The 19,764-nt window shown below is 71.3% G+C and carries 21 protein-coding genes; 6 read left to right on the forward strand and 15 right to left on the reverse strand.

Features of this window, described 5'->3' with window-relative positions; translation table 11 throughout:
* Positions 1–179: 179 nt before the first annotated feature.
* The 3 genes from ACODT0_RS29315 to ACODT0_RS29325 all read right to left on the reverse strand — a co-directional run bounded on the left by ACODT0_RS29315 (position 180) and on the right by ACODT0_RS29325 (position 2,422).
* The gene (locus ACODT0_RS29315) at positions 180–1,103 is read right to left on the reverse strand and encodes a cation diffusion facilitator family transporter (RefSeq protein ID WP_489042922.1); all 924 of its coding nucleotides are present in this window, start codon (positions 1,101–1,103) and stop codon (positions 180–182) included.
* Between the two features lie 29 nt (positions 1,104–1,132).
* A complete protein-coding gene (locus ACODT0_RS29320; RefSeq protein ID WP_057590232.1) occupies positions 1,133–1,312 on the reverse strand; it encodes a DUF3606 domain-containing protein in 180 nt (59 codons plus the stop codon).
* A gap of 117 nt (positions 1,313–1,429) precedes the next feature.
* Entirely contained in the window at positions 1,430–2,422 is a 993-nt protein-coding gene (locus tag ACODT0_RS29325; RefSeq protein WP_057590231.1) for an AraC family transcriptional regulator, read from the reverse strand.
* Positions 2,423–2,615: 193 nt separating this feature from the next.
* Between ACODT0_RS29325 and ACODT0_RS29330 the strand changes: the two genes are divergently transcribed.
* Positions 2,616–3,668, forward strand: a complete 1,053-nt coding sequence (locus ACODT0_RS29330; protein WP_261205749.1) for an aldo/keto reductase — start codon at positions 2,616–2,618, stop codon at positions 3,666–3,668.
* A gap of 19 nt (positions 3,669–3,687) precedes the next feature.
* On the opposite strand, the gene ACODT0_RS29335 is transcribed toward ACODT0_RS29330, so the two are convergent.
* The 6 genes from ACODT0_RS29335 to ACODT0_RS29360 form a co-directional block, all read right to left on the reverse strand.
* Entirely contained in the window at positions 3,688–4,551 is an 864-nt protein-coding gene (locus ACODT0_RS29335; RefSeq protein WP_296733370.1) for an NmrA family NAD(P)-binding protein, read from the reverse strand.
* A gap of 35 nt (positions 4,552–4,586) precedes the next feature.
* Complete coding sequence (locus ACODT0_RS29340; protein ID WP_413763550.1) at positions 4,587–4,895, reverse strand: plasmid stabilization protein; 309 nt, start codon at positions 4,893–4,895, stop codon at positions 4,587–4,589.
* 135 nt (positions 4,896–5,030) lie between these two features.
* Positions 5,031–5,735 carry a glycosyltransferase family 2 protein gene (locus ACODT0_RS29345; protein ID WP_057590228.1) on the reverse strand — a complete coding sequence of 235 codons (705 nt, stop codon included), beginning with the start codon at positions 5,733–5,735 and terminating at the stop codon, positions 5,031–5,033.
* A complete protein-coding gene (locus ACODT0_RS29350; RefSeq protein WP_489042923.1) occupies positions 5,732–6,346 on the reverse strand; it encodes a class I SAM-dependent methyltransferase in 615 nt (204 codons plus the stop codon). The genes ACODT0_RS29345 and ACODT0_RS29350 overlap by 4 nt, the downstream gene beginning before the upstream one ends.
* On the reverse strand, positions 6,343–7,125 hold the full coding sequence (locus ACODT0_RS29355) for a PIG-L deacetylase family protein (protein ID WP_057590226.1): 783 nt from the start codon (positions 7,123–7,125) through the stop codon (positions 6,343–6,345). Before ACODT0_RS29355 ends, ACODT0_RS29350 begins: the two co-directional genes overlap by 4 nt.
* Complete coding sequence (locus ACODT0_RS29360; RefSeq protein ID WP_261205753.1) at positions 7,113–8,126, reverse strand: acyl-CoA dehydrogenase family protein; 1,014 nt, start codon at positions 8,124–8,126, stop codon at positions 7,113–7,115. The genes ACODT0_RS29355 and ACODT0_RS29360 overlap by 13 nt, the downstream gene beginning before the upstream one ends.
* A gap of 193 nt (positions 8,127–8,319) precedes the next feature.
* On the opposite strand from ACODT0_RS29360, the gene ACODT0_RS29365 reads away from it, so the two are divergent.
* Positions 8,320–8,529 (forward strand): hypothetical protein, encoded by a 210-nt coding sequence (locus tag ACODT0_RS29365; RefSeq protein WP_057590224.1) that lies wholly within the window; start codon positions 8,320–8,322, stop codon positions 8,527–8,529.
* Between the two features lie 2 nt (positions 8,530–8,531).
* Here the strand turns inward: ACODT0_RS29365 and ACODT0_RS29370 are convergent, their stop codons facing one another.
* Positions 8,532–9,125: a DUF4304 domain-containing protein gene (locus ACODT0_RS29370; protein ID WP_489042924.1), complete on the reverse strand. Its 594-nt coding sequence runs from the start codon at positions 9,123–9,125 to the stop codon at positions 8,532–8,534.
* A 113-nt stretch (positions 9,126–9,238) separates the two neighbouring features.
* On the opposite strand from ACODT0_RS29370, the gene ACODT0_RS29375 reads away from it, so the two are divergent.
* On the forward strand, positions 9,239–9,733 hold the full coding sequence (locus ACODT0_RS29375; protein WP_489042925.1) for a hypothetical protein: 495 nt from the start codon (positions 9,239–9,241) through the stop codon (positions 9,731–9,733).
* A gap of 30 nt (positions 9,734–9,763) precedes the next feature.
* Here ACODT0_RS29375 and ACODT0_RS29380 read toward each other — a convergent pair whose 3' ends face one another.
* The 3 genes from ACODT0_RS29380 to ACODT0_RS29390 all read right to left on the reverse strand — a co-directional run bounded on the left by ACODT0_RS29380 (position 9,764) and on the right by ACODT0_RS29390 (position 12,706).
* Positions 9,764–10,378, reverse strand: coding sequence for a DUF938 domain-containing protein (locus ACODT0_RS29380; RefSeq protein ID WP_296733392.1), 615 nt, complete (start codon positions 10,376–10,378; stop codon positions 9,764–9,766).
* A 37-nt stretch (positions 10,379–10,415) separates the two neighbouring features.
* Positions 10,416–11,285 carry a GyrI-like domain-containing protein gene (locus ACODT0_RS29385; RefSeq protein WP_489042926.1) on the reverse strand — a complete coding sequence of 290 codons (870 nt, stop codon included), beginning with the start codon at positions 11,283–11,285 and terminating at the stop codon, positions 10,416–10,418.
* 68 nt (positions 11,286–11,353) lie between these two features.
* Positions 11,354–12,706, reverse strand: a complete 1,353-nt coding sequence (locus ACODT0_RS29390) for an MATE family efflux transporter (protein WP_489042927.1) — start codon at positions 12,704–12,706, stop codon at positions 11,354–11,356.
* 98 nt (positions 12,707–12,804) lie between these two features.
* Between ACODT0_RS29390 and ACODT0_RS29395 the strand changes: the two genes are divergently transcribed.
* Positions 12,805–13,458, forward strand: a complete 654-nt coding sequence (locus ACODT0_RS29395; protein WP_479672774.1) for a hypothetical protein — start codon at positions 12,805–12,807, stop codon at positions 13,456–13,458.
* Between the two features lie 42 nt (positions 13,459–13,500).
* Here the strand turns inward: ACODT0_RS29395 and ACODT0_RS29400 are convergent, their stop codons facing one another.
* Together ACODT0_RS29400 and ACODT0_RS29405 are read right to left on the reverse strand one after the other, a co-directional pair.
* Positions 13,501–14,145: an alpha-ketoglutarate-dependent dioxygenase AlkB gene (locus ACODT0_RS29400; RefSeq protein ID WP_489042928.1), complete on the reverse strand. Its 645-nt coding sequence runs from the start codon at positions 14,143–14,145 to the stop codon at positions 13,501–13,503.
* A complete protein-coding gene (locus tag ACODT0_RS29405) occupies positions 14,132–16,477 on the reverse strand; it encodes an ATP-dependent DNA helicase (RefSeq protein WP_489042929.1) in 2,346 nt (781 codons plus the stop codon). Before ACODT0_RS29405 ends, ACODT0_RS29400 begins: the two co-directional genes overlap by 14 nt.
* 204 nt (positions 16,478–16,681) lie before the next feature.
* Between ACODT0_RS29405 and ACODT0_RS29410 the strand changes: the two genes are divergently transcribed.
* Both ACODT0_RS29410 and ACODT0_RS29415 read left to right on the forward strand, forming a co-directional pair.
* The gene (locus tag ACODT0_RS29410) at positions 16,682–17,374 is read left to right on the forward strand and encodes a DUF899 family protein (protein WP_489042930.1); all 693 of its coding nucleotides are present in this window, start codon (positions 16,682–16,684) and stop codon (positions 17,372–17,374) included.
* Between the two features lie 142 nt (positions 17,375–17,516).
* A partial coding sequence (locus ACODT0_RS29415) for a CHASE3 domain-containing protein (RefSeq protein ID WP_489042931.1) occupies positions 17,517–19,764 on the forward strand: 2,248 nt, incomplete at its 3' end.

Genomic DNA, 19,764 nt, shown 5'->3' on the forward strand with positions numbered 1-19,764 from the left:
GCTCCTTTCTCTCTGCTCAGATTGCTCCCTGATTTCTGAACAGAATGAAACCATTGATTACAAGCAAATGCAAGTAATTGTTTCCGTCATGACGAGGGGTTGCGCGGCGATACGGAAATCTGTAGTGGCTTGTCACCACGCTGTCGCACCAGCGTGCGTCGTGCCGCGCGCAGCGCCGTTCAGGAGCGCGGCGCCAGGTCCGCGGGCGCTTCGCTGGCCTCGATGAACAGCCGCTTGATCATCGGAAAGCGCGCCCGCACCTGCCGCTCGATCGCGGCGATGGCCTCGGCGGCTTCGCCGGTGTCGGTGTCGTCCTTGAAATTCACGTCGACGATCGCGAGCACCTGGTCGGGCCCGATGTACATCGACAGCACCCGGCCCGCCTCCTCCACGCTGGGCTGCGCCATCGCCAGCTCGCGGATCGCGCGCGCCGTCTCGGGCCGCACGCCCTCCCCGATCAGCAGGCCGCGCGACTGCGCGATCAGCAGCAGCGCCACGCCCGCGAGAAGCAGGCCGATCACCATCGACGCCGCACCGTCGAACACCGGCATGTCGAAGCGGTGGCCCAGGTAGATGCCCAGCGCCGCCACCGCGAGGCCGGCCAGCGCGGCCGAGTCCTCGGCCAGCACGGTGTAGGTGGTCGGGTCCTTGCTGCGGTCGAGCGCCTGCCAGAACGGCGTGCCGCCGGCCTGGGCGCGGAACTGCCGCAGCGCGATCAGGAAGCTCGTGCCCTCGAACACCGCCGCGGCCGCGAGCACCACGTAGTTCCAGGTCGGATCGCCCAGCGGCTCGGGATGCCGGATGTGCTCGATGCCTTCATAGAAGGACACGCCGCCGCCGAGCCCGAAGATCAGCACCGCGACGATCAGGCTCCAGAAATAGAGCTCCTTGCCGTGGCCGAACGGATGCTCCACGCTCGGCGGGCGTTTGCTCAGGCGCAGGCCGACCAGCAGCAGCACGCCATTGAAGGTGTCGACCGACGAATGGATGCCCTCGGACAGCATCGCCGAGCTGCCGGTGATGCCGGCCACGGCGAACTTGGTGATCGCGATGGCGATGTTGGCGCCGATGGCGCCGTAGATGGCGATGCGGGATTCGGCCATGGAGAGCGTGGCCGTTCGCTAGCCGGGCCTCAAGGCAGGCCGAGGTAGATGCGCAGGTCGTCCTTGTAGGTACCGGCCGAGGCGACGGCGGTGCGAAGCCGTTCTTCCGACACGCCGAACCATTCGGTCCAGTAGTCGACTTCCTTGAGGTCGGTCACGTCGATCCGGTCATCGTCTCGGGGGATGCGGATCTGAAGCTCTTCGGACATCGGACGTTTCTCCTGCGTTGAAGCCACGCAGTGTCGCGAGCGCTCGGCGCCACGAGGCCGGACGCGGACGACACTGCGTGCAGGACGGCATCCATGCGCGCCGCGCACGCAGGATGCTCAGGCCGCCTCGCGCGAGGCCGCGCCCAGCGCGTCGTTGCCCGCCTCGCCGAGCCAGCGGCGCTTGTCGCGCAGCGGCGGCGCGCCGAACATGCGGCCGTACTCGCGCGCGAACTGCGAGGGGCTCTCGTAGCCCACGTTGTGCGCGGCCGTCGCCACGTCGGCGCCGGTCAGCAGCATCAGCCGCCGCGCCTCCTGCAGGCGCAACTGCTTCTGGTACTGCAGCGGGCTCATCGCGGTCACGGCCTTGAAGTGGTGATGGAACGAGGACACGCTCATGTGCACCGCGCGCGCCATGTCCTCCACTTTCAGCGACTGCGCGAAGTTCACGCGCAGCGCGCTGATCGCCTTGGCCACGCGCTGGGTGTGGCTGTCCTGCAGCGCGATCTGCCGCAGCCGCGCGCCCTCGCCGTTCACCAGCAGCCGGTACATGATCTCGCGCTTGATCAGCGGCGCCATGATCGGCACGTCCTCGGGCGTTTCGAGCAGGCGCAACAGGCGCAGCACCGGCTCGAGCACCGGCATCGCGATGCGGTTGACGTACATGCCGCGCGAGGCGGGCGCATTGGCCTTGGCCGGCAGCTGCTCGCTGCGGATCAGCTCGCCGATCTCGTCGACCGCGAGCTCCAGCCGCAGGCCCAGGTAGGGCTCCTGCTCGCTGGTCACGCGCACCTGGCCGCACACCGGCAGGTCGACCGAGGTGACCAGGTAGTGCATCGGGTCGTAGACGTAGATGTCGTCGCCCACCATGATCCGCTTGGAGCCCTGCGCGATCAGGCCCAGCGCCGGCGTCTGCATCGCGTGCTTGGGGCCGTCGGGCTTGCTGACGCAGTAGACGAACAGCCCGGGCACCGCGGTGTCGATCGAGCCGTCGCGGCCGCCGGTCACCAGGTTGATCAGGCGCACCAGCTCCTTGCGGGCTTCGTCGAGTTCGGGTTCGAGCGGCAGCGGCGTGCCGATGGCGGAAAGGATGTCGGGGGTTTCGTCGGACATGTGGCGAGTCCTTGTCACGGTGGAGAAACAAGCGGCTCGCAGCTTAAACCTCCCCTGGCGCGCCCGCACGCCCGCGAGCACCGGTCTGGAGAATTAGGCAAGACCTTTGCAGGAACGCGCTGGCCCCGGGGCGGCGCGCGGCCGGATACTTTTCCGGGGCCCACCGGGCCTTTAACGCAAAGGAATTCTTTCGATGCAATACCGCAAATTCGGCCGCACCGGCCTCTTCGTCTCCGAACTCTGCCTCGGCACCATGACCTTCGGCGGGTCTTCGGGCATCTGGGGCCAGATCGGCGATCTCCAGCAATCCGAGGCCGAGGCGCTCGTCGGCCGCGCGCTCGACGCCGGCATCAATTTCATCGACACCGCCGACGTCTATTCCGAAGGCCAGTCGGAAGTCATCACCGGCCAGGCGCTCAAGAACCTCAAGGTGCCGCGCGACAAGGTGGTGGTGGCGACCAAGGTGCTCGGCGAAACCGGCAGCAAGGGCGTGAACTCGGCCGGCGCCTCGCGCTACCACATCATGGACGGCGTGAAGGCCAGCCTGCGGCGGCTGCAGCTCGACCACATCGACCTCTACCAGATCCACGGCTTCGACCCCGCCACGCGCATCGAGGAAACCGTGGAAGCGCTCGACACCCTGGTGCGCCAGGGCCACGTGCGCTACGTGGGCGTGTCGAACTGGGCCGCCTGGCAGATCGTCAAGGCGCTCGGCATCGCCGAACGCAAGGGCCTCGCGCGCTTCGAATCGCTGCAGGCCTACTACACGATCGCGGGCCGCGACCTCGAGCGCGAACTGGTGCCGATGATGCGCGGCGAGGAGGTCGGCCTGATGGTCTGGAGCCCGCTGGCCGGCGGCTTCCTCAGCGGCAAGTACAGCCGCGACGGCGACGCCGAGCAAGGCAGCCGACGCGTGGCCTTCGACTTCCCGCCGCTGAACAAGGAACGCGCCTTCGACTGCATCGACGTCATGCGCGAACTGGCCGAGGCGCGCAAGGTCTCGGTGGCGCAGATCGCGCTGTCCTGGCTGCTGCACCAGCCGGTGGTGACCAGCGTGATCATCGGCGCCAAGCGCGTCGACCAGCTCGACGACAACCTCGCCGCCACCGCCATCAAGCTGAATGCCGACGAACTCGCGCGGCTCGACAAGGTCAGCGCGCTGCCGGCCGAGTACCCGGGCTGGATGCTCGAACGCCAGGGCGGCGTGCGGCGCCAGCGCGTGGCGGACTCGCTGGCGCGCGGTTGAGACGCGCGGTGCGCGCCGCTCAGCCGGAGCGGCTGCGCACCAGCGCGCCGATGTATTCGCGCAGCGGGACGCGCCCGCGCTCGGGATTCTCGACCTCGTACTTCCGCTCGAGCGTGATGCGCGTCATCGCCGCGTACGAGGCAGCGCCCGCGTCCGAGAAGCCCATCGCCCTGAACGCGTGCTCCCACTGGCTGCGCGGGGTCTGGACCGCGCGCACCGGCTTGTCGAGGGCCAGCGCGAAGGCCTCGGCCACGTCCGCGCTGGTATAGGGCTCGGGCCCTTCCACGTGGTGCGGGCCCGAATCCTTCGCCGGCCCTTCCATCAGCCGTGCCGCGAACTGCCCCAGGTCGCGCGGCGCCACCATCGGCAGCGCGAAATCGACCGGATACATGGTGTGGACCACGCCCTGCTCCTGCGCCGTGCGCAGCGACAGGTCCCAGTTGCTCATGTAGTAGGCCGCGCGGATCACGGCGGTGGGAATGGGCTGGGCCGCGAGCGCCTGCTCCATCTCGTGGAGCACGCCGAGGTCGCCGATGCGCTCGCCCGGCTGCGCGCCGTAAGCCGACTCGGCCACGATCTTCTCGAGGTTGGCGCCCTGCACCGCGCGCAGGATGCTGCGCAGGCTGCGCCGTTCCTCGGCCGCGGTGTCGGTCGAGGGCGCCGCGGGCGGGTTCAGCAGGAACAGGCGCTTGCCGCCGGCCAGCACGCGCTGGAAGGCCGGAACGTCGAACACGTCGACCACCGCGACCTTGGCGCCCTTCTTGCGCAGCGCCTCGGTCTTCGAGGCATGGCGCGTGACGACGGTGACGGGCTGGCCCTTGGCCAGCAGCGCTTCGGCCAGGGCCGAGCCCACATGGCCGGTGGCTCCGAGGATGATGTGCATGGTCGCCTCCATGATCTCCGTGACGGCGGCCGGACTCAGCCGCGCTGCTCGTTGCGCTGGCGCGTGGCCGCGGCCTTGCGCGCCGAGGCCGACCGCGCGGCCGCGGGCCGGGCCGCCGCCGCGGCACCGCCCTTGTGGCCGCCCTTGCGCGAAGGCGCGTGGTTCTCCGGCCGGCCGCGGCCCGAGCCGCTCTTCTTGCCGCCGCCGGTCTCGGCGTTCACCGTGGCCCAGGCACGGCGCTCGGCCTCGCCCCGGCCCACGCCGCGCTTCTCGTAGCCTTCCTCGATGTGCTCGGCCTTGCGTTTCTGCTTGTCCGTGTAGGACGACTTGTCGCCTCTTGGCATGGTCATCACTCCTGTGTGCATGAAAGATGCAAACCATGCTGCGCGCGGCGATCGCACCCAGGGTAAGAAAAGCCTAGCGCCCGGCGTCAGCGCTGTCCGTCGTCGGTGGCGCGGCCTCGCGGCGCTCCAGCCTGCTCAACCCGCTTCGATGGCCGCCACCGGCACGGCCAGCGCGGCCGCCATCGCCAGCAGCGTGTCGCCGAAGCCACCGCGCGCTCGGGCATCGGTGCGCGCGCTGGTCGTGACGCGCGGGCGCGCGCTCCATGCGATGCGCGCGCCCGCGGCCTCGAGCGCCGCGACCAGCGCCACGTCCTCGCCGCAGGCCAGTGGCGCGAAGCCGCCCACGCGCAGGTAGGCCGCGGCCGAAACGCCGAGGTTCGCGCCATGCACGTGGCGATGCCCGTCGCGCGCCATGTAGTCGCGCGCGAATCGTTCGCGCAGCCGCGCGGCGCCGCCTCCGTGCACCTTCCAGTCGTGCACGCCCACCGTGCCGCAGACCGCGTCGGCACCCGCCCGCGCCTCGGCCAGCTGCATCGCGAGCCAGCCGGGCGCGACGCGGGTGTCGGCATCGGTGAAGGCCAGCCAGCGGGCGCCGGCCTCGAGGCAATGGGCCGCGCCGGCCGCGCGCGCGATGCCCACGTTGCGCGCATCCAGCGCGAGTTGCCGCGCGCCATGGCGCGCCACCACGTCCGCGGTGCCGTCGACGCAGCTGTCGAGCACCACCACGAGGCGGACCTCCTCGCCCGCCAGCGCCGGATGCGCCGCGGCCCGGCGCGCCGCGCGCAACGCGGCGCCGATGCGCTCGCCTTCGTCGTGGGCCGGGATCACGAGCCCGATCACCGGATGCCCTCGCACTGGGCGACCGAGCGCGCATCGCGCGTCCAGACCTGCAGCAGGAAATCGTCCTCCTCGTGCAGCGCCAGCCGTGCCAGGCCCAGCGCGGCCAGGATGCCCTGCACCTCGGCGGTCGGCAGGCTGCGCTGCGCGAAACCGGGGCGCCAGTCGCAGGCCACCAGCGTGCCGTCGGCGGCCAGCGTGCGCTCGCAGCAGGCGGCGACACGCTGCATCGCCTGGCGGTCGAGGAAGTAGCCGATCTCGCTGAGCACGATCAGGTCGAACGCGCCCGGGCCGGGCTCGAGCGGCCAGTCGTCGGGCAAGGCCTGCCGCCGCACGTCGACGTGAGGCAGCCCGGCCGTGCGCTGCCGCGCGATCGCCACCGCCCGGGCCGAGAAATCGCTCGCGAGCAGACGGTCGCAACGCGCGGCCAAGGCGAGCGTGAGCTCGCCGACGCCGCAGCCGGGCTCGAACGCATGGCGGTAGCGCGCCCGCGGCAAGGCCGCGAGCAGCAGCGCGCGCTTGCGCGCCTCGTACCAGCGCGTGCGCACCGCATAGGGATCCTCGCTGGCCGCATAGAGCGACTCGAAGTAGCCGTGCTGCGCCGCGGAACTCACAGGAACACCACCTCGTAGGGCCGCTGCGCGCGCGCCAGCGTGGTGGCGCGCAGCACCGGCGGCGCGCCGGTCGAGGGGTCGCGCCGCAACTGGCTGGTGAAGGCGCGCACCGCCTCGCGCTTGCGCCGCAGCGCCTCCGGGTCGAGCAGCAGCCGCCGGGCGTGCCGCCAGGGCATGCGCGCATCCGCGGGCCGTGCCCAATGCCAGCCCCAGACCGGCACCTCGACCAGCCGCGCGCCCGCGCTCGCGGCCGCCAGCGCGCAGGCCTGGCCCGTCGCCTCGTGGTCGGGATGGCCGTCGCGGCGCCAAGTCGTGAAGACCATGTCGCGCGGGCGCAGCAGCGACACCAGTTGCGCCGCCAGCGTGGCTCGCAGCGCGCGCAACCCGCCATCGGGCAGCCCGAGCCGAGCCGGCTCGATCGCCAGGCCCAGCCGCTCGAGCGCACGCAGGCTCTCGCGCGGGCGGGTGCGGGCCAGCCGCTCGGGCGGCCAGACGGCCGAGCCATGGTGGCTCGCGGTGCCATCGGTCACGGCGATCACCGCCACCTCGCGGCCCTGGTCCGCGAGCTGCGCCAGCAGGCCGCCGACCGCGAGCACCTCGTCGTCGGGGTGCGGCGCCACCACCACCGCGCGGGCGCCCTCGGGCACCAGTTGCCCGCTGTCGATGGCGGGCAGCCGGGCCAGCCCGGGCCAGTCGTTCCATTCGTCCTCGGTGGTGCCGTCGCCGCGGATCGCGCGCTGGGCGGCATCGTCGGGCACTTCGTCCATCACAGCACCCATGTGGCGCTCCTTTCGTCGACTGCGATCTGTCCCAGCGCGGCGAGGTCGCGCTCGGCATGGCTTTGGCGCAGGTACACCGGCAGGTCGGCCATCGCGCGCGCGAAACGCGCGTCGCGGCACAGCGGCGCGGCGCCGAGCGCGCGGCCCGCGTGGCGCAGCACCGTCTCGGCCGCCTGCTCGGCCACCAACCGCGCGTTCAGCGCCACGCGTCGCGCGTCGTCGGCCGGATGGGTGTCGATCCAGTGCGCGGCCTCGCGCAGCACCGCGGCGGCACCGGCCAGCGCGGCATCGATGGCGCCGAGGTGCGCGAGCCGGTGCGCATCGGGCTTGCCGCCCCGCGCCGCGAATGCAAGCACCTGGCGCGCGATGCCGAGCGCGCCACCCCACCAGCAGGCCGCGATGCCGGCACCGCCCTGCCAGAAGCCCGGGCGGCTCGTGTAGTCGCCGGGCCTGCCGACCGGCACCGCGAGGGCGTGCTCGAAATGCACGTCCACGCTCGCGCTCGCCGCCATGCCGACGGCCTCCCAGCCTTCGTCCGACACGCGCACGCCCGGCTGCCGCAGCGACACGGCCGCGAGGCAGGCTCGATCCGCCTCGTCGTGCACGCTGACGATCGCATGCGTGAGGCCGGCCGCGCCCGAGCACCAGGCCTTGCGTCCGTCGAGGCGCACGGCGCCCGGGCAGCCCTCCTCGGGCCGCATGGCGACGCGCGCATCGGGCGGCTCGGCGCACCAGGTGCCCCAGCGCGAGCCGGACGGCAGCGCGGGACCGTGCAGCTCCGCGAGGATCGCGAGCGCATCGGTATGGCCTTCGTAGAGCTTGGCCAGCGAGAGATCGTGCGCCGCGACCTCGGCGAGCGCGCGCCAGCGCATCAGCGTGCGGCCCTGGGCCGGCCAGGGCACGCGGTCGGCGCCGGCTTCGACCAGACGGCTCAGCGCAGCGGCGGGATCGGCGGGCAGCCGGAGCCGCTCGAGGGTGTCGCTGCTGAGGTCTTCCGTCATGGATCTTCGTGCGGGCGTGTTCCGGTGGATGGGCCCAGAACTTAGATGGCGGGCGCGCCCCTTCCCGTCGGCAGGAAGGCTCCGGGCCTGTAGGAGCGGCGGCCCGCGCCACCGACGCCGGGCCGAGGCCTGGTCCGACAGGCGCGCCAACGGTGCACGCGGAGAACGGAGCGCACAGCCACTGGAGAAAGCCATGCCCAACACCCACACCACTCCGTCGAACGATGTCGACAGCCGCGACCTGCTGCGCGACGGCAACCACGGACCGCAGCACAACAAGGCCGGCCACCAGGCCCCGACCTCGCGCAACGAGCCGCGCCGCACCACCGAAAGCCGCAACGACCGCGAAGGCCACGTGGGCGGCAGCAACCAGATCCAGTCGCGCCGCGGCGCGACGCGCTGAGCTCAGTTTCCGAGCACTCGCTCGAGATCCGCCTTCAGGCTGGTGGCGCGCTCGGGCGCCTTCGCCAGGCCCGTGTCGACCAGCGTCCGGGCGATCGAATGCTCGCCCAGGTGCAGCGCGATCCGCGCGAGGTGCAGCGCCGTGCGCGCATGGATCCGCGCGGGGTCGGTCTCGCGCAGCATCCGCGCGAAGCCTTGCGGATAGTCGCCGTGCCTCGCGAAGAACGCGCGCCCGGGCCCGGCCCATTCGCTCGCGATGAAGTCCACGGTCTGCTCGGCCTCCTCCATCGAGCGGCCGTAGGCCCAGCCATGGGCCTCGCCGGCCGGCGGGTCGAGGCGATCGCGGAACACGCAATGCGACTCCTCGATTTCCGCCGGCGCGACCTGGCCGCCGCCCTCGGTCGGCAGGAAGTCGAGGTGCGCGCCGAGGTTGAGGTAGCACTGCTTGCCACCGCTCGCGCCCTGCACGTTGAAGACGTGGATCACCGGACCCTCGATGCGCCGCAAGGTCTGGCCCGAACCCTCGAAGCCTTCGGCCATGAGCACGGGATGGAGCTTGCGGGTCAGCAGCTTGAGGAAGGCGGCGCGGGTGGTCATCGGCTTCGTGGAGAGGGTGGATGGAAGCTGCATTCTGACCGCGCTCTCGCGCTCGCTATGCTCGGACGCGCAGCAGGAGAGAACGGATGACGGTGGTGGCACGGGATCGGCGGATGGCGGCTTTGCGCGAACTCGGCGTGTCCGAGCCGATGCAGCGGCTCGCGGCGGGCGAATGCCTGCACGAGGCCTTCAGGGGCTGCTGCCTCGGGCCGCCCTTCTACGTCGATCGCGGTGCCGCGGTGCCCGAGGGGCCGCCGCTGGTGCCGCTGTGGGAGCGCGACAGCAGGGTCGCGGCCGTCTGGCGCCAGCACGATGGCCTGGCGTTCATCGAGTTCAGCATCGAGCACCCCGGCGCCTTCGAGGTGCTGGCCCGGAGCGAGCAAGGCTTCTGGGCCAGCCGCTTCGACTTCCTCTACGAATGCGACCTGGCCGTCGAGACATTGCGAGCGGCGGCCGAATGCGTGGGCTTCCGCTTCCTCGAGCGCCACCTCGCGTCGCGCGAAGCCGCCGAGGAGGGCCTGACGAGCTTCGCGGCGCATCGCGCCTGGCTGCGGGGACTGGTGGCGCAGATCGATGGCGAAGCGGCGGGCTCCGGCTTCGGCGCCTGAGCGACGCGAACGCGATCCCGCTGGCTTTTGTCAGCGCCCGAACACCAGCAGCAGGTTGTTCGCGGGCATCTCGTGCCGCGCGTGCAGGCGCAGCCCCGCTTCGCGCGCCTGCGCTTCGACCTGCGTCAACGAGCGGATGCCCCAGGCCGGATCGCGCTCGCGCAGGCTCTGGTCGAAGGCAAGGTTGCTCGGCGCGGGCGCCACGCCCTCCTCGAAATACGGCCCGTAGGTGAGCAGCACGCCACCCGGGCGCAGATGCCGCGCCGCCCCCTGCATCAGCGCGGCACAGGTGGGCCACGGCGAGATGTGCAGCATGTTCGCGCAGTAGATCGCATCGAAATCCTGTGCGAAGGCCGTGCCCTGCGAAGGCCAGGAGGCGTCGAGCACATCGAGCAGCACGGGCTTCCCGAGGCCGGGCAGGCCGGACTGTTCGACGCGGCGTGCGAGCGCGGGAAGCGCGCGCGCATCGGCATCGCTGGTCTGCCAGCGCCAGCCGGGCAAGGCGGTCGCGAACCACTCGGCATGCTGGCCGGTGCCCGAGGCGATCTCGAGCGCGGCGCCCTCCCGGCCGAGGATGCCGAGCAGCCGCTCGAGGATCGGTTGCTTGTTGCGTTCGGCGGCGGGACTGAAGGACAGGTCGGACATGCGGTGCTCGGTGGCGAAGGTCGGGAGCCGGAGGCTATCAGCCCTCGACCGGCACGTGGAAGTCGATCACCGCGCCGGGCCGCGTGGGTTCGAACTTGCCGTCGTAGAGCTCGAAGTCCGGGCTGTCGGCCAGCTTGAGTCCCGAGGCCGGGATCAGTTGACCCCAGATGGTCGCCATCGCGTTCTTCACCTGCGGGTGCAGCGCCGATCCGTCGAGCGTGATGCGGAACACCGCATAGGTCGCGGCCGGTATGCGCTTCTCGCTGAAACCCGCGGGCAGCGCACTGCCGGGCACGATGCCCACGCCCGCCATGTAGTCGAAGCTGCCCTCCTCCCGGTCGACGCCCCAGACCGCGCCGTAGGTGGCCCAGCTCGGCACCTGGCCCTCGAACGGCAAGGCGCCGATCAGCGCGGACCACAGCTGCGGAATCTCGGAACGGCTCTCCTGGTCGAAACGCCGGGCCGGGCCGGCGATGCTGAAGGCCTCGAGCCGGACGAGGTCTGGCAAGCGGGTCACGGCGGTGGAGGTGCTGGCGGGCAGGTTCATGGGATATTGGCCTTCGATGGGTGTGAGGGCGAAGCCGGCGCGAAAGCGCCCGGGCGAGACGCCGAAGATGCGCTTGAACGCGCGGTTGAATGCTTCCTGCGACTCGAAACCGCAATCGAGCGCGAGCTCGACGAGCTGGAGCTCCGGCTCGTCGCAGAGCCGGCGCGCGCCACGCACCAGCCGGCGGCCACGCACATAGGCCATCACGCTGCGGCCCATGCGCGCGGTGAAGAGCCGCGAGAAGTGATACGGCGACAGTCCCGCCTGCTGCGCGATGCGATCGAGCGTGAGCGCGTCGTCGAGCCGCGCCTCGATCCAGGGGATGAGCTCGGCGATCGGGTCGGGGGTGGGTCGGTCCATGCCGCGATCATCGGCCACGCGGGCGCGGCGCGTCCTGACCGAACTTGCTGTCGGGCCCTTCGCGTTCCCTAGATCAGCCGCTGGATCGGCCTGCGCTTCCACACACCGTGGAAGTACAGCGCCTGCAGCCCCAGCGCCACCAGATAGGTCAGCGGATAGGCGACCCAGACGCCGCGCAGGCCGAGCGCCTGCTGCAGCACCCAGGCCAGCGGAAACAGCAGCACGGCCAGGCAGCCCAGCGAGATCGCCGTGGGCACGCGCACCGTGCCGGCCGCGCGCATCACGCCCGTGAAGACGCTGGCCATGCCGAAGGCCACGCTGCCCCAGACCGTGATGCGCAGCACCGAGGCCGCGAGCTCGACCACGGCGGGATCGTTGCTGAACAGGCTCACCGCAAGCGGCGCCGCCAGCGCGACCAGCACGGCGAGCCCGGCCGTGAGCGCGAGGTTCATCCACAGGCCCACGCGCTTCACGTGGTCGATCTCGTCCAGGCGCCCGGCGCCGATGGCCTGCGCGGCGAACACCGAAGCCGCGATGGCGATCGACATCGCCGGGAACTGCACATAGGCCATCACCTGGCCCACCGTGCCCCAGGCGGCCGTCGCACCGGGGCCATGGCGGTTCACGAGCGACAGCAGCATCGCGTCGGCCAGCGAACTCGTGATGAAGAAGAGCCCGGTGGGCACGCCGAGCCGCGCCACGGTCGCGAGCACGGGCGCGTTCCAGCGCAGGTGCGCGCGCAGCTTCGCGGGCGCGAGCAGACTGTCGCTGCGGCACAGGTGCCAGGCCAGCCACAGCACGGCCAGCGCGTTGCCCGTCATGCTGGCCCAGGCCGCGCTCTGGGTGCCGAGCCGCGGCAGCCCGAGCCAGCCGAGGATGAAGGCCGGCGTGAGAAGCACCCAGACCGAGGACGCCACCGCGAGCGCCTTGAGCGGCGTCACCGTGTCGCCCAGGCCGCGCAGCAGCGCCGCCAGCATCAGGTGCAAAAACAGCACGGGCATCGCGGCGAACAGCACGCGCGCATAGCCCACGGCATCGGCGAGCACGTCGCCCGGCGTGCCCAGCGCCCACAGCACCGGGCCGATCCCGGCCGCGCCGATGCCCGCGATGACGCACGACAGCAGCAAGGTGCCCAGCAGCACCGCGCCCGCGACGCGCCGTACCTTGTCGGTGTCGCGCGCGCCCCAGGCCTGGCCCACGAGCACCGAGGCGCCCGTGCCCAGCCCGATCGCGAAGGCCATGCAGCACATGAAGAGCGGAAAGAAGCTGACCGCGGCCGCCAGCGAACGCGTGCCGAGCAGCTTGCCCAGGTAGATGGTGATGGCCGTGCCGCCGAGCGCCTGCAGCACGTTGGTCAGGACCAGCGGGCCGAGGAAGACCAGGAAGCGTTGCCAGAGGGGGCGGGTGGGGATGAGGTCCATCGGAAGGCGCATCGTAGTGGAGCGGCCCCGCATTTCTGGCACGATGCCGGCCGGCCTCGACGGCTACCCAATATCTCATTGAATGGATCGATCGCCCCATGCACCGTAGACATCTGGTTCTTGCTCTCGCCGTTGCCGGTGCCATGCTCACAGGCTGTTCAACCCTCCGCTCCGATCTGTTGGTGAAGGACAAGCCGCTCACCAGCGACAAGGATGGCCTGATCGTCGCGTCATTCGGCTACACCGTTTCCGTCGATCGGCTCGTGAGGGTCCAGCAGGAACCGACCATCCGCCTCGTCGTGACGCCTCATCCGGACCGGGAGGGCAAAAAAATCCAGCTGACCACGGCCGATCAGATCTTCACCAACGGTGCCTGGAACGAGGAGGAGATCGTCCGCCGCGCTGGCACGAGCGGTCGGGTACTCGTTGGCTACCGCGTACCCGCCGGCAGCTATCAACTGCTCCAACGAGAAGTCAAGCTCCACGGGCCTCGCAACTGGGAGGCCCAGCTTCCTCTTGCTGCGCCCTGGCGTTTCACCGTCGTGCCAGGACAGATCACCTATATCGGCGCGCATGTGCTGCACACTCAGTTTGGCGAGTCTCTTCTATTCAGAGTACTGATTCCGGCGCGCGCGAGGCTCGTGATCCTCGACGAATCGAACGAGGACATCGATGCCCTGCGCCGTGTGCGTCCCGAACTGCGTGACGTCACGTTCAACAATGCGCTGCGCACCGACTGGCCACTGGAATAGCCATTGAAGGCACGCTTGCGCCCACGCGGCCCAAGCAGCGTCTCATGGGCTTCCTTGCCAGCCTCCGCCCACCCTTCGCCGCGAGCGCGTGCGCAAGGTGATCGAGTAGCGCAGCGCCGGCGTCGGCGCGATCGCGTGCTGCCATTCCCAGCGCGCGGCGCCGCGCAGCAGGTAGATCGAGCGCGGCTCGACCCCCAGCTGCACCATGGGATCGTTGGCCGCGTAGTGGCCGTCGCGCCGGTAGGGCCGCAGCTGCATCACGGCGTCGCCGCGCAGCGAGATGCCGACGATGTGCTCGAAGTCGGGCACGTCGCGGTGCCAGCCCAGCGGCGTGCCGGGCTGGTACTCGGAGATCAACGCATGGGTGAGCTCGGCCTCGTCGATGCCGGCCCAGGCCGCGGCGCGGCTGCGCAGCGGGTGCAGCGATTCGGGCAGTGGCGCGCCGGGCAGCAGCCGGTTGGCGTCGAAGTCGTAGCGGCCGCCGAAGCCGATGCCGCGGCGGCGCGCGGTGTAGGCCTTGTAGCGCATCTCGCGCAGCGTGAAGCCGCCGACGATGGCCAGCAGCTCGGCCTCCTCGGCGGCGCTCAGGAAATCGGCCTCGTAGCGCAGCCCGTCGATGGCTGCGACCGGCGCGGCGCCGAACAGGTCGGGCTGCGCCTCGTGCTCGACGCGTCTAGCGGCGCGCATCGCCGCCTCCTTGCTGCCCGCCCTGTCCGTTCAGTCGCACCTCCCACCAGCGCGGCAGCAGCTCGCGGATCTCGGCGCGTGAGAAGCGGTCGTCGAGCAGGTGCAGCACGCCCTCGTCCTGCTCGGTGCGGATCACGCGTCCCGCGGCCTGCACCACCTTCTGCAGGCCCGGATAGAGGTAGGTGTACTCGTAGCCCTTGCCGAAGCGCGCGTCCATGCGCTCGCGCGTGATCTCGTTGAGCGCGTTGTACTGCGGCAGCCCGAGGCTCGCGACGAAGGCACCGACGAGGCGCGTGCCCGGCAGGTCGATGCCCTCGCCGAAGGCGCCACCGAGCACCGCGAAGCCGATGCCGCGGCCGCCGACGGCGAAGCGCTCGACGAAGGCCTGGCGCTCGGCCTCGGGCATGCCCCGGGTCTGGCTCCACACCGGCACCTCGGGATGCCGCGCGACGAAGGCCGCGCAGGCCTGCTCGAGGTAGTCGAAGCTGCTGAAGAAGGCCAGGTAGTTGCCGGGCCGGCGCGAGTACTGGCTGCCGATGATGCCGGCCACGCTGCGCAGCGAGCGCGCGCGGTCGCGCCAGCGCGTGGACACATCCATCGCCACCTCGACATGGAGCTGGCGACCGCTGAACGGCGAGGCGACGTCGAGCACGGCCACGTCCTCGGGCAGGCCCAGCGCGTCGCGGTAGAACGGGAACGGCGAGAGCGTGCCCGAGAAGCAGACGGCCGAAGCGGCATCGGCGAAGCGGCCTTCGAGAAAGGGCGCGGGCACGAGGTTGCGGATGGCCAGCCCGCGCGAGCCGTTCGGCCCCAGGGTGCGCTCGAACACCGAGTGGTCGCCGAAGCTCTCGGCCAGCCGCGCGAAATGCAGCGCGTCGAAGAAGAAGCGCTGCAGCGGGCCCTGCGCCGCGTCGGGCGTGGCCGCGAAGTGCTCGGCCATCGCGGTGTTGGCGGCCTGCAGGCTGCGCGCGAAGCGCTCGGGGATCTCGTCGGCGGTCTCGTAGTCGACCGCGTTGGCCTGCTGCGCCTCCTGCAGCGCGCCCCATTCGCGATGCAGCCGCGCGAGCGGGCCGCGCACGGCGGCGGGCGCGGCGCGGTGGGCCTCCTCGAGCGCGCCGTCGTCGAGCGGCGCGGTGAACATGCCGCGCGCGCGCTCGAGCAGGTTGTGGGCCTCGTCCACCAGCAGCGCGGCGCGCCATTCGCGCTCCTTCATGGTGGCCCACAAGAAGGCGCTGCCATCGAAGTAGTAGTTGTAGTCGCCGACCACCACGTCGCTCCAGTGCGCCATTTCCTGCCCGAGAAAATAAGGGCAGACCTCGTGCGCGAGCGCGATGCGGCGCAGCGCCGGGCGGTCGAGCCAGGCGGCGCGCGCGGCCTCGGCGCGCGCCGCCGGCAGCCGGTCGTAGAAGCCCTTGGCCAGCGGGCAGGCGTCGCCATGGCAGGCCCGGCCCGGGTGCTCGCAGACCTTTTCGCGCGCGGTGAGTTCGAGCACGCGCAGCGGATCGGCCGGTGCCTTGCCATCCGTGGCGGCCTGGCGCTCGAGCAGCCGCAGCGCCTCGAGCGCGATCGCGCGGCCCGAGGTCTTGGCCGTGAGGAAGAACACCTTGTCGACGCGGCCCGCCGCGCGCGCCTTGAGCAGCGGGAACAGCGTGGCCAGCGTCTTGCCGATGCCGGTGGGTGCCTGCGCCATCAGGCAGTGGCCTTTCGAGCCGGCGCGGTAGACCGCCTCGGCCAGTTCGCGCTGGCCGGTGCGGAAGGCGCCATGCGGAAAGGCCAGCGCGCCCAGCAGCTCCGCGAGCGCCGCGTGATGCCGGCCCTCGCGCTCGGCCCAGGCGATGTAGCGGCCGCAGAGGTCCTCGAAGTGGGCCTGCAGTTCCTCGCGCGTGTGCAATTCCTCGAGCACGGTTTCCTCGCCGCTCGCGAGGTCGAGGTAGACCAGCGCCACGGTGATCGCCGCATGGCCGTCGGCCTCGCAGAGCATCCAGCCGTAGCAGCGCGCCTGCGCCCAGTGCAGCGCGCGGTGGTTGCCGCGGATGGCGTCGAAGTCGCCGCGGAAGGTCTTGATCTCCTCGACGCGGGCGCTGCCCGACTGCAGCTCGTAGCCGTCGGCGCGGCCGCGCACCAGCAGGGCGCCGCATTCAGACTGCAGCACGACCTCGCTCTGGTAGTTCTCGCCGCGCCGCCCCTGCACCAGCGCGTGGCCCGCCATGCCCTCCTGCGCGCTGGGCGCGGGCACGAAGCGCAGGTCGAGGTCGCCGGCCTTCGCGCCGAAAGCGCACAGCGCCTTGACGGAGACGGGCGCGACGGTGGCGTGGAAGGCTTCGCGGGACATCGGCGTGGTGGTTCGACAGGATGCGGCGGCCGCCAGTATATGGATATTCATCCAGTGTGCTGGTGGAATTCACAGTACCCCGCCGGTGCGTAGGCTGGAACGCACGGGCGTTTCGGGGCCGAACCGGCAGCGTCGCCGCGTCGGGACGGGTCCGATGTGCCACCGCCTTCGCCCCGCCTGTCCGAATTCCACGAGGAGACACCGATGACCGCCCTGAAACCCGCCACCGAGCTCGCCGCCGCCGCGAGCCGCCCCTATCCCAACGACAGCCCGGCCTACCGCCAGGCTCGCACCGCCCTGCTCGCCGAGGAGATCGAGCTGCGCCGCCACATCGAGCGCGTGGCCGCCCAGCGCCGCGAACTGCCGCCGGGCGGCGAGCCGCCGCCCTACCGCTTCCGCGACCAGGACGGCCGCACGGTCGGCCTCGACCATCTGTTCGGCGAGCACGACACCCTCGTCACCTACTTCTGGATGTACGGCCCGCAGCGCGAGCGGCCGTGCCCGATGTGCACCGCCTTCCTCGGCGCGCTCGACGTGCCGGTGCGCGACATCGCGCAGAAGGTGGCGTTCGCGGTGCTCGGCCGTTCGCCGGTGGCGCGCCAACTGGCCTTCGCGCGCGAGCGCGGCTGGCGCAACCTGCCGTTCTACGAAACGGTCGGCGACGACTTCGCGCGCGACTACCGGGGCCTTGCGCCCGACGGCAGCGAATGGCCCGCGCTCGACGTCTGGGTCCGGCGCGAGGGCCGCGTGCATCACTTCTGGGCCCCCGAACTGGCCGAAACCGCCGACCCCGGCCAGGACCCGCGCCTCGCGGTCGACCCCACGCCGCTGTGGAACATGCTCGACCTGACGCCGGCCGGCCGCGGCAGCGACTGGTATCCGCGGCTAGAGTACTGAGTTCCGGGGAGGCCCGCGGCCTCCCCTCCCACCCTCTTCCCTCGCGCCTTGCCACCGTTCCGGGGCCGGGCGGGCGGCCGCGCGCCGTCCGTCTCCTCCGGTCGAAGACAATGTCAATTGTTCGTTCACAACTACGTTCGAAATGAAAACTGCCGCCGCGATCGACACCGCCGACTTCGAGCGCCTGCTGAGCCGCAACATCAAGCTGCCGCTGCTCGGGGGCCTGTTCGGTGCCGTCGTCTTCGTCGCCCTGATCCTGTACCTGCTGTCGACCATCGCCTGGGTCGAGCACACCGACCAGGTGGTGCGCAACGCCAGCGAGCTGCAGCGCCGCTCGATCGACATGGAAACCGGCATGCGCGGCTTCCTGATCAGCGGGCAGGACCGCTTCCTCGAGCCCTACGACGCCGCGCTGGCGCGCGTGAAGACCGACACCGCGGCGCTGCGCCAGCTGGTGGGCGACAACCCGCAGCAGATCGAGCGGGTCGACCGCATCGGCTCGCTGCAGGGCGCCTGGAACGAGTTCGCGGCCGAGATGATCGCGGCGCGCCGCAGCGGCGGCGACTTCGAGGCCGCCGTCAAGCTGGGGCGCGGCAAGCGCCTGACCGACGACATCCGCAACGAGTTCGACAACTTCATCAACACCGAGCAGTCGCTGCGCTTCCAGCGCAATGCCGAGGTCAAGCGCACCAGCTGGATGGTGGTGGGCCTGTTCCTGCTGTTCACGCTCACCTTGAGCGGGCTGGTCGCCTTCTTCGGTCGCCGGCAGCTGGTGCGCCTGTCGGAGAGCTACGACGCGGTGCTGCAGGAGCAGGAGGCGCACACCGAGCGCCTGACCGAGCAGGCCTGGCTGCGCACCGCCCAGACCGAGCTGGTCGGCGAGCTGGTGGGCGAGCTCAGCGCGGCCGACATGGGCCGCAAGATCCTGGCCTTCTTCTCGCGCCACCTGGGCAGCACCGTGGGCGCGCTCTACGTGCGCGAGCGCCACGGCCCGCTGCGCCGCGCGGCCAGCTACGGCTTCTCGATCGAGGCCGAGAACGCGCAGCAGGTGTTCTCGCCGAGCGAGAGCCTGGTGGGCCAGGCCGCCGCCGAGAAGCGGCTGATGCTGATCGACCCGGTCGAGGCCGACTACCTCAAGGTCAATTCGGGCCTGGGCGAGATGCGCCCGCGCGCCGTGGTGCTGCTGCCGGTGGCCAACGACGGCGTGTCCAACGGCGTGGTCGAGCTCGGCCTGCCCGGCACGCCCGACCAGCGCGCGCGCGACCTGTTCGAGGTGGTGGCCGAGGACATCGGCACCTCGCTGGCCGCCGCGCGCTACCGCGAGCAGTTGCAGGAGGTGCTGGCCGAGACCCAGCAGCTCAACGAGGAGCTGCAGGTGCAGCAGGAGGAGCTGCGCACCGCCAACGAGGAGCTCGAGGAGCAGTCGCGCGCGCTGCGCGCCTCGCAGGCCATGCTCGAGAACCAGCAGGCCGAGCTCGAGCAGACCAACAGCCAGCTCTCCGAGCGCACCGAGGCGCTCGACCAGCGCAACACCGCGCTGCGCCGCGCCCAGCGCGACCTCGAGGAGCGCGCCGACGAACTGCAGCGCGCGAGCCGCTACAAGTCGGAGTTCCTCGCCAACATGTCGCACGAGCTGCGCACGCCGCTCAACAGCGCGCTGATCCTGGCCAAGTTGCTGGGCGACAACCCGCAGGGCAACCTGAGCACCGAGCAGGTGAAGTTCGCCGAATCGATCTACGCCTCGGGCAACGACCTGCTGGTGCTGATCAACGACATCCTCGACATCGCCAAGGTCGAGGCCGGCAAGCTCGACCTGGTGACCGAGGACACGCGCCTGGACCGCCTGGCGCAGGCGCTGGAGAGCACCTTCCGGCCGCTGGCCGACGAGAAGCGGCTGAACTTCCGCCTCGAACTGCACCCGGCCGCGCCGGCCTCGCTGGTCACCGACCGCCAGCGCGTGGAGCAGATCCTCAAGAACCTGCTGTCGAACGCGCTCAAGTTCACCGAGCAGGGCGAGGTCTCGCTGGTGATCTCGGGCACGGCCGACGGCGGCGCCTCCTTCGCCGTCTCCGACTCGGGCATCGGCATCGCGCCGCACCAGCAGGAAGTGATCTTCGAGGCTTTCCGCCAGGCCGACGGCACGACCAGCCGCCGCTACGGCGGCACCGGCCTGGGCCTGTCGATCTCGCGCGACCTCACGCGGCTGCTGGGCGGCACGCTCAGCGTGCAGAGCGAGCCGGGCCAGGGCAGCACCTTCACCCTGCACCTGCCGGCCCAGGCGCCGCAGGCCGCGCAGCAGGAACCGGGCAGTACCCCGCCGCAGCCGCCCGTGGGCGGCGCGCCGGCGCGCCTGCAGCCGCGCGCGCCGGTGCCGGTCGCGCCCCCTGCCC

Source organism: Variovorax sp. FG153 (genome assembly GCF_057809595.1).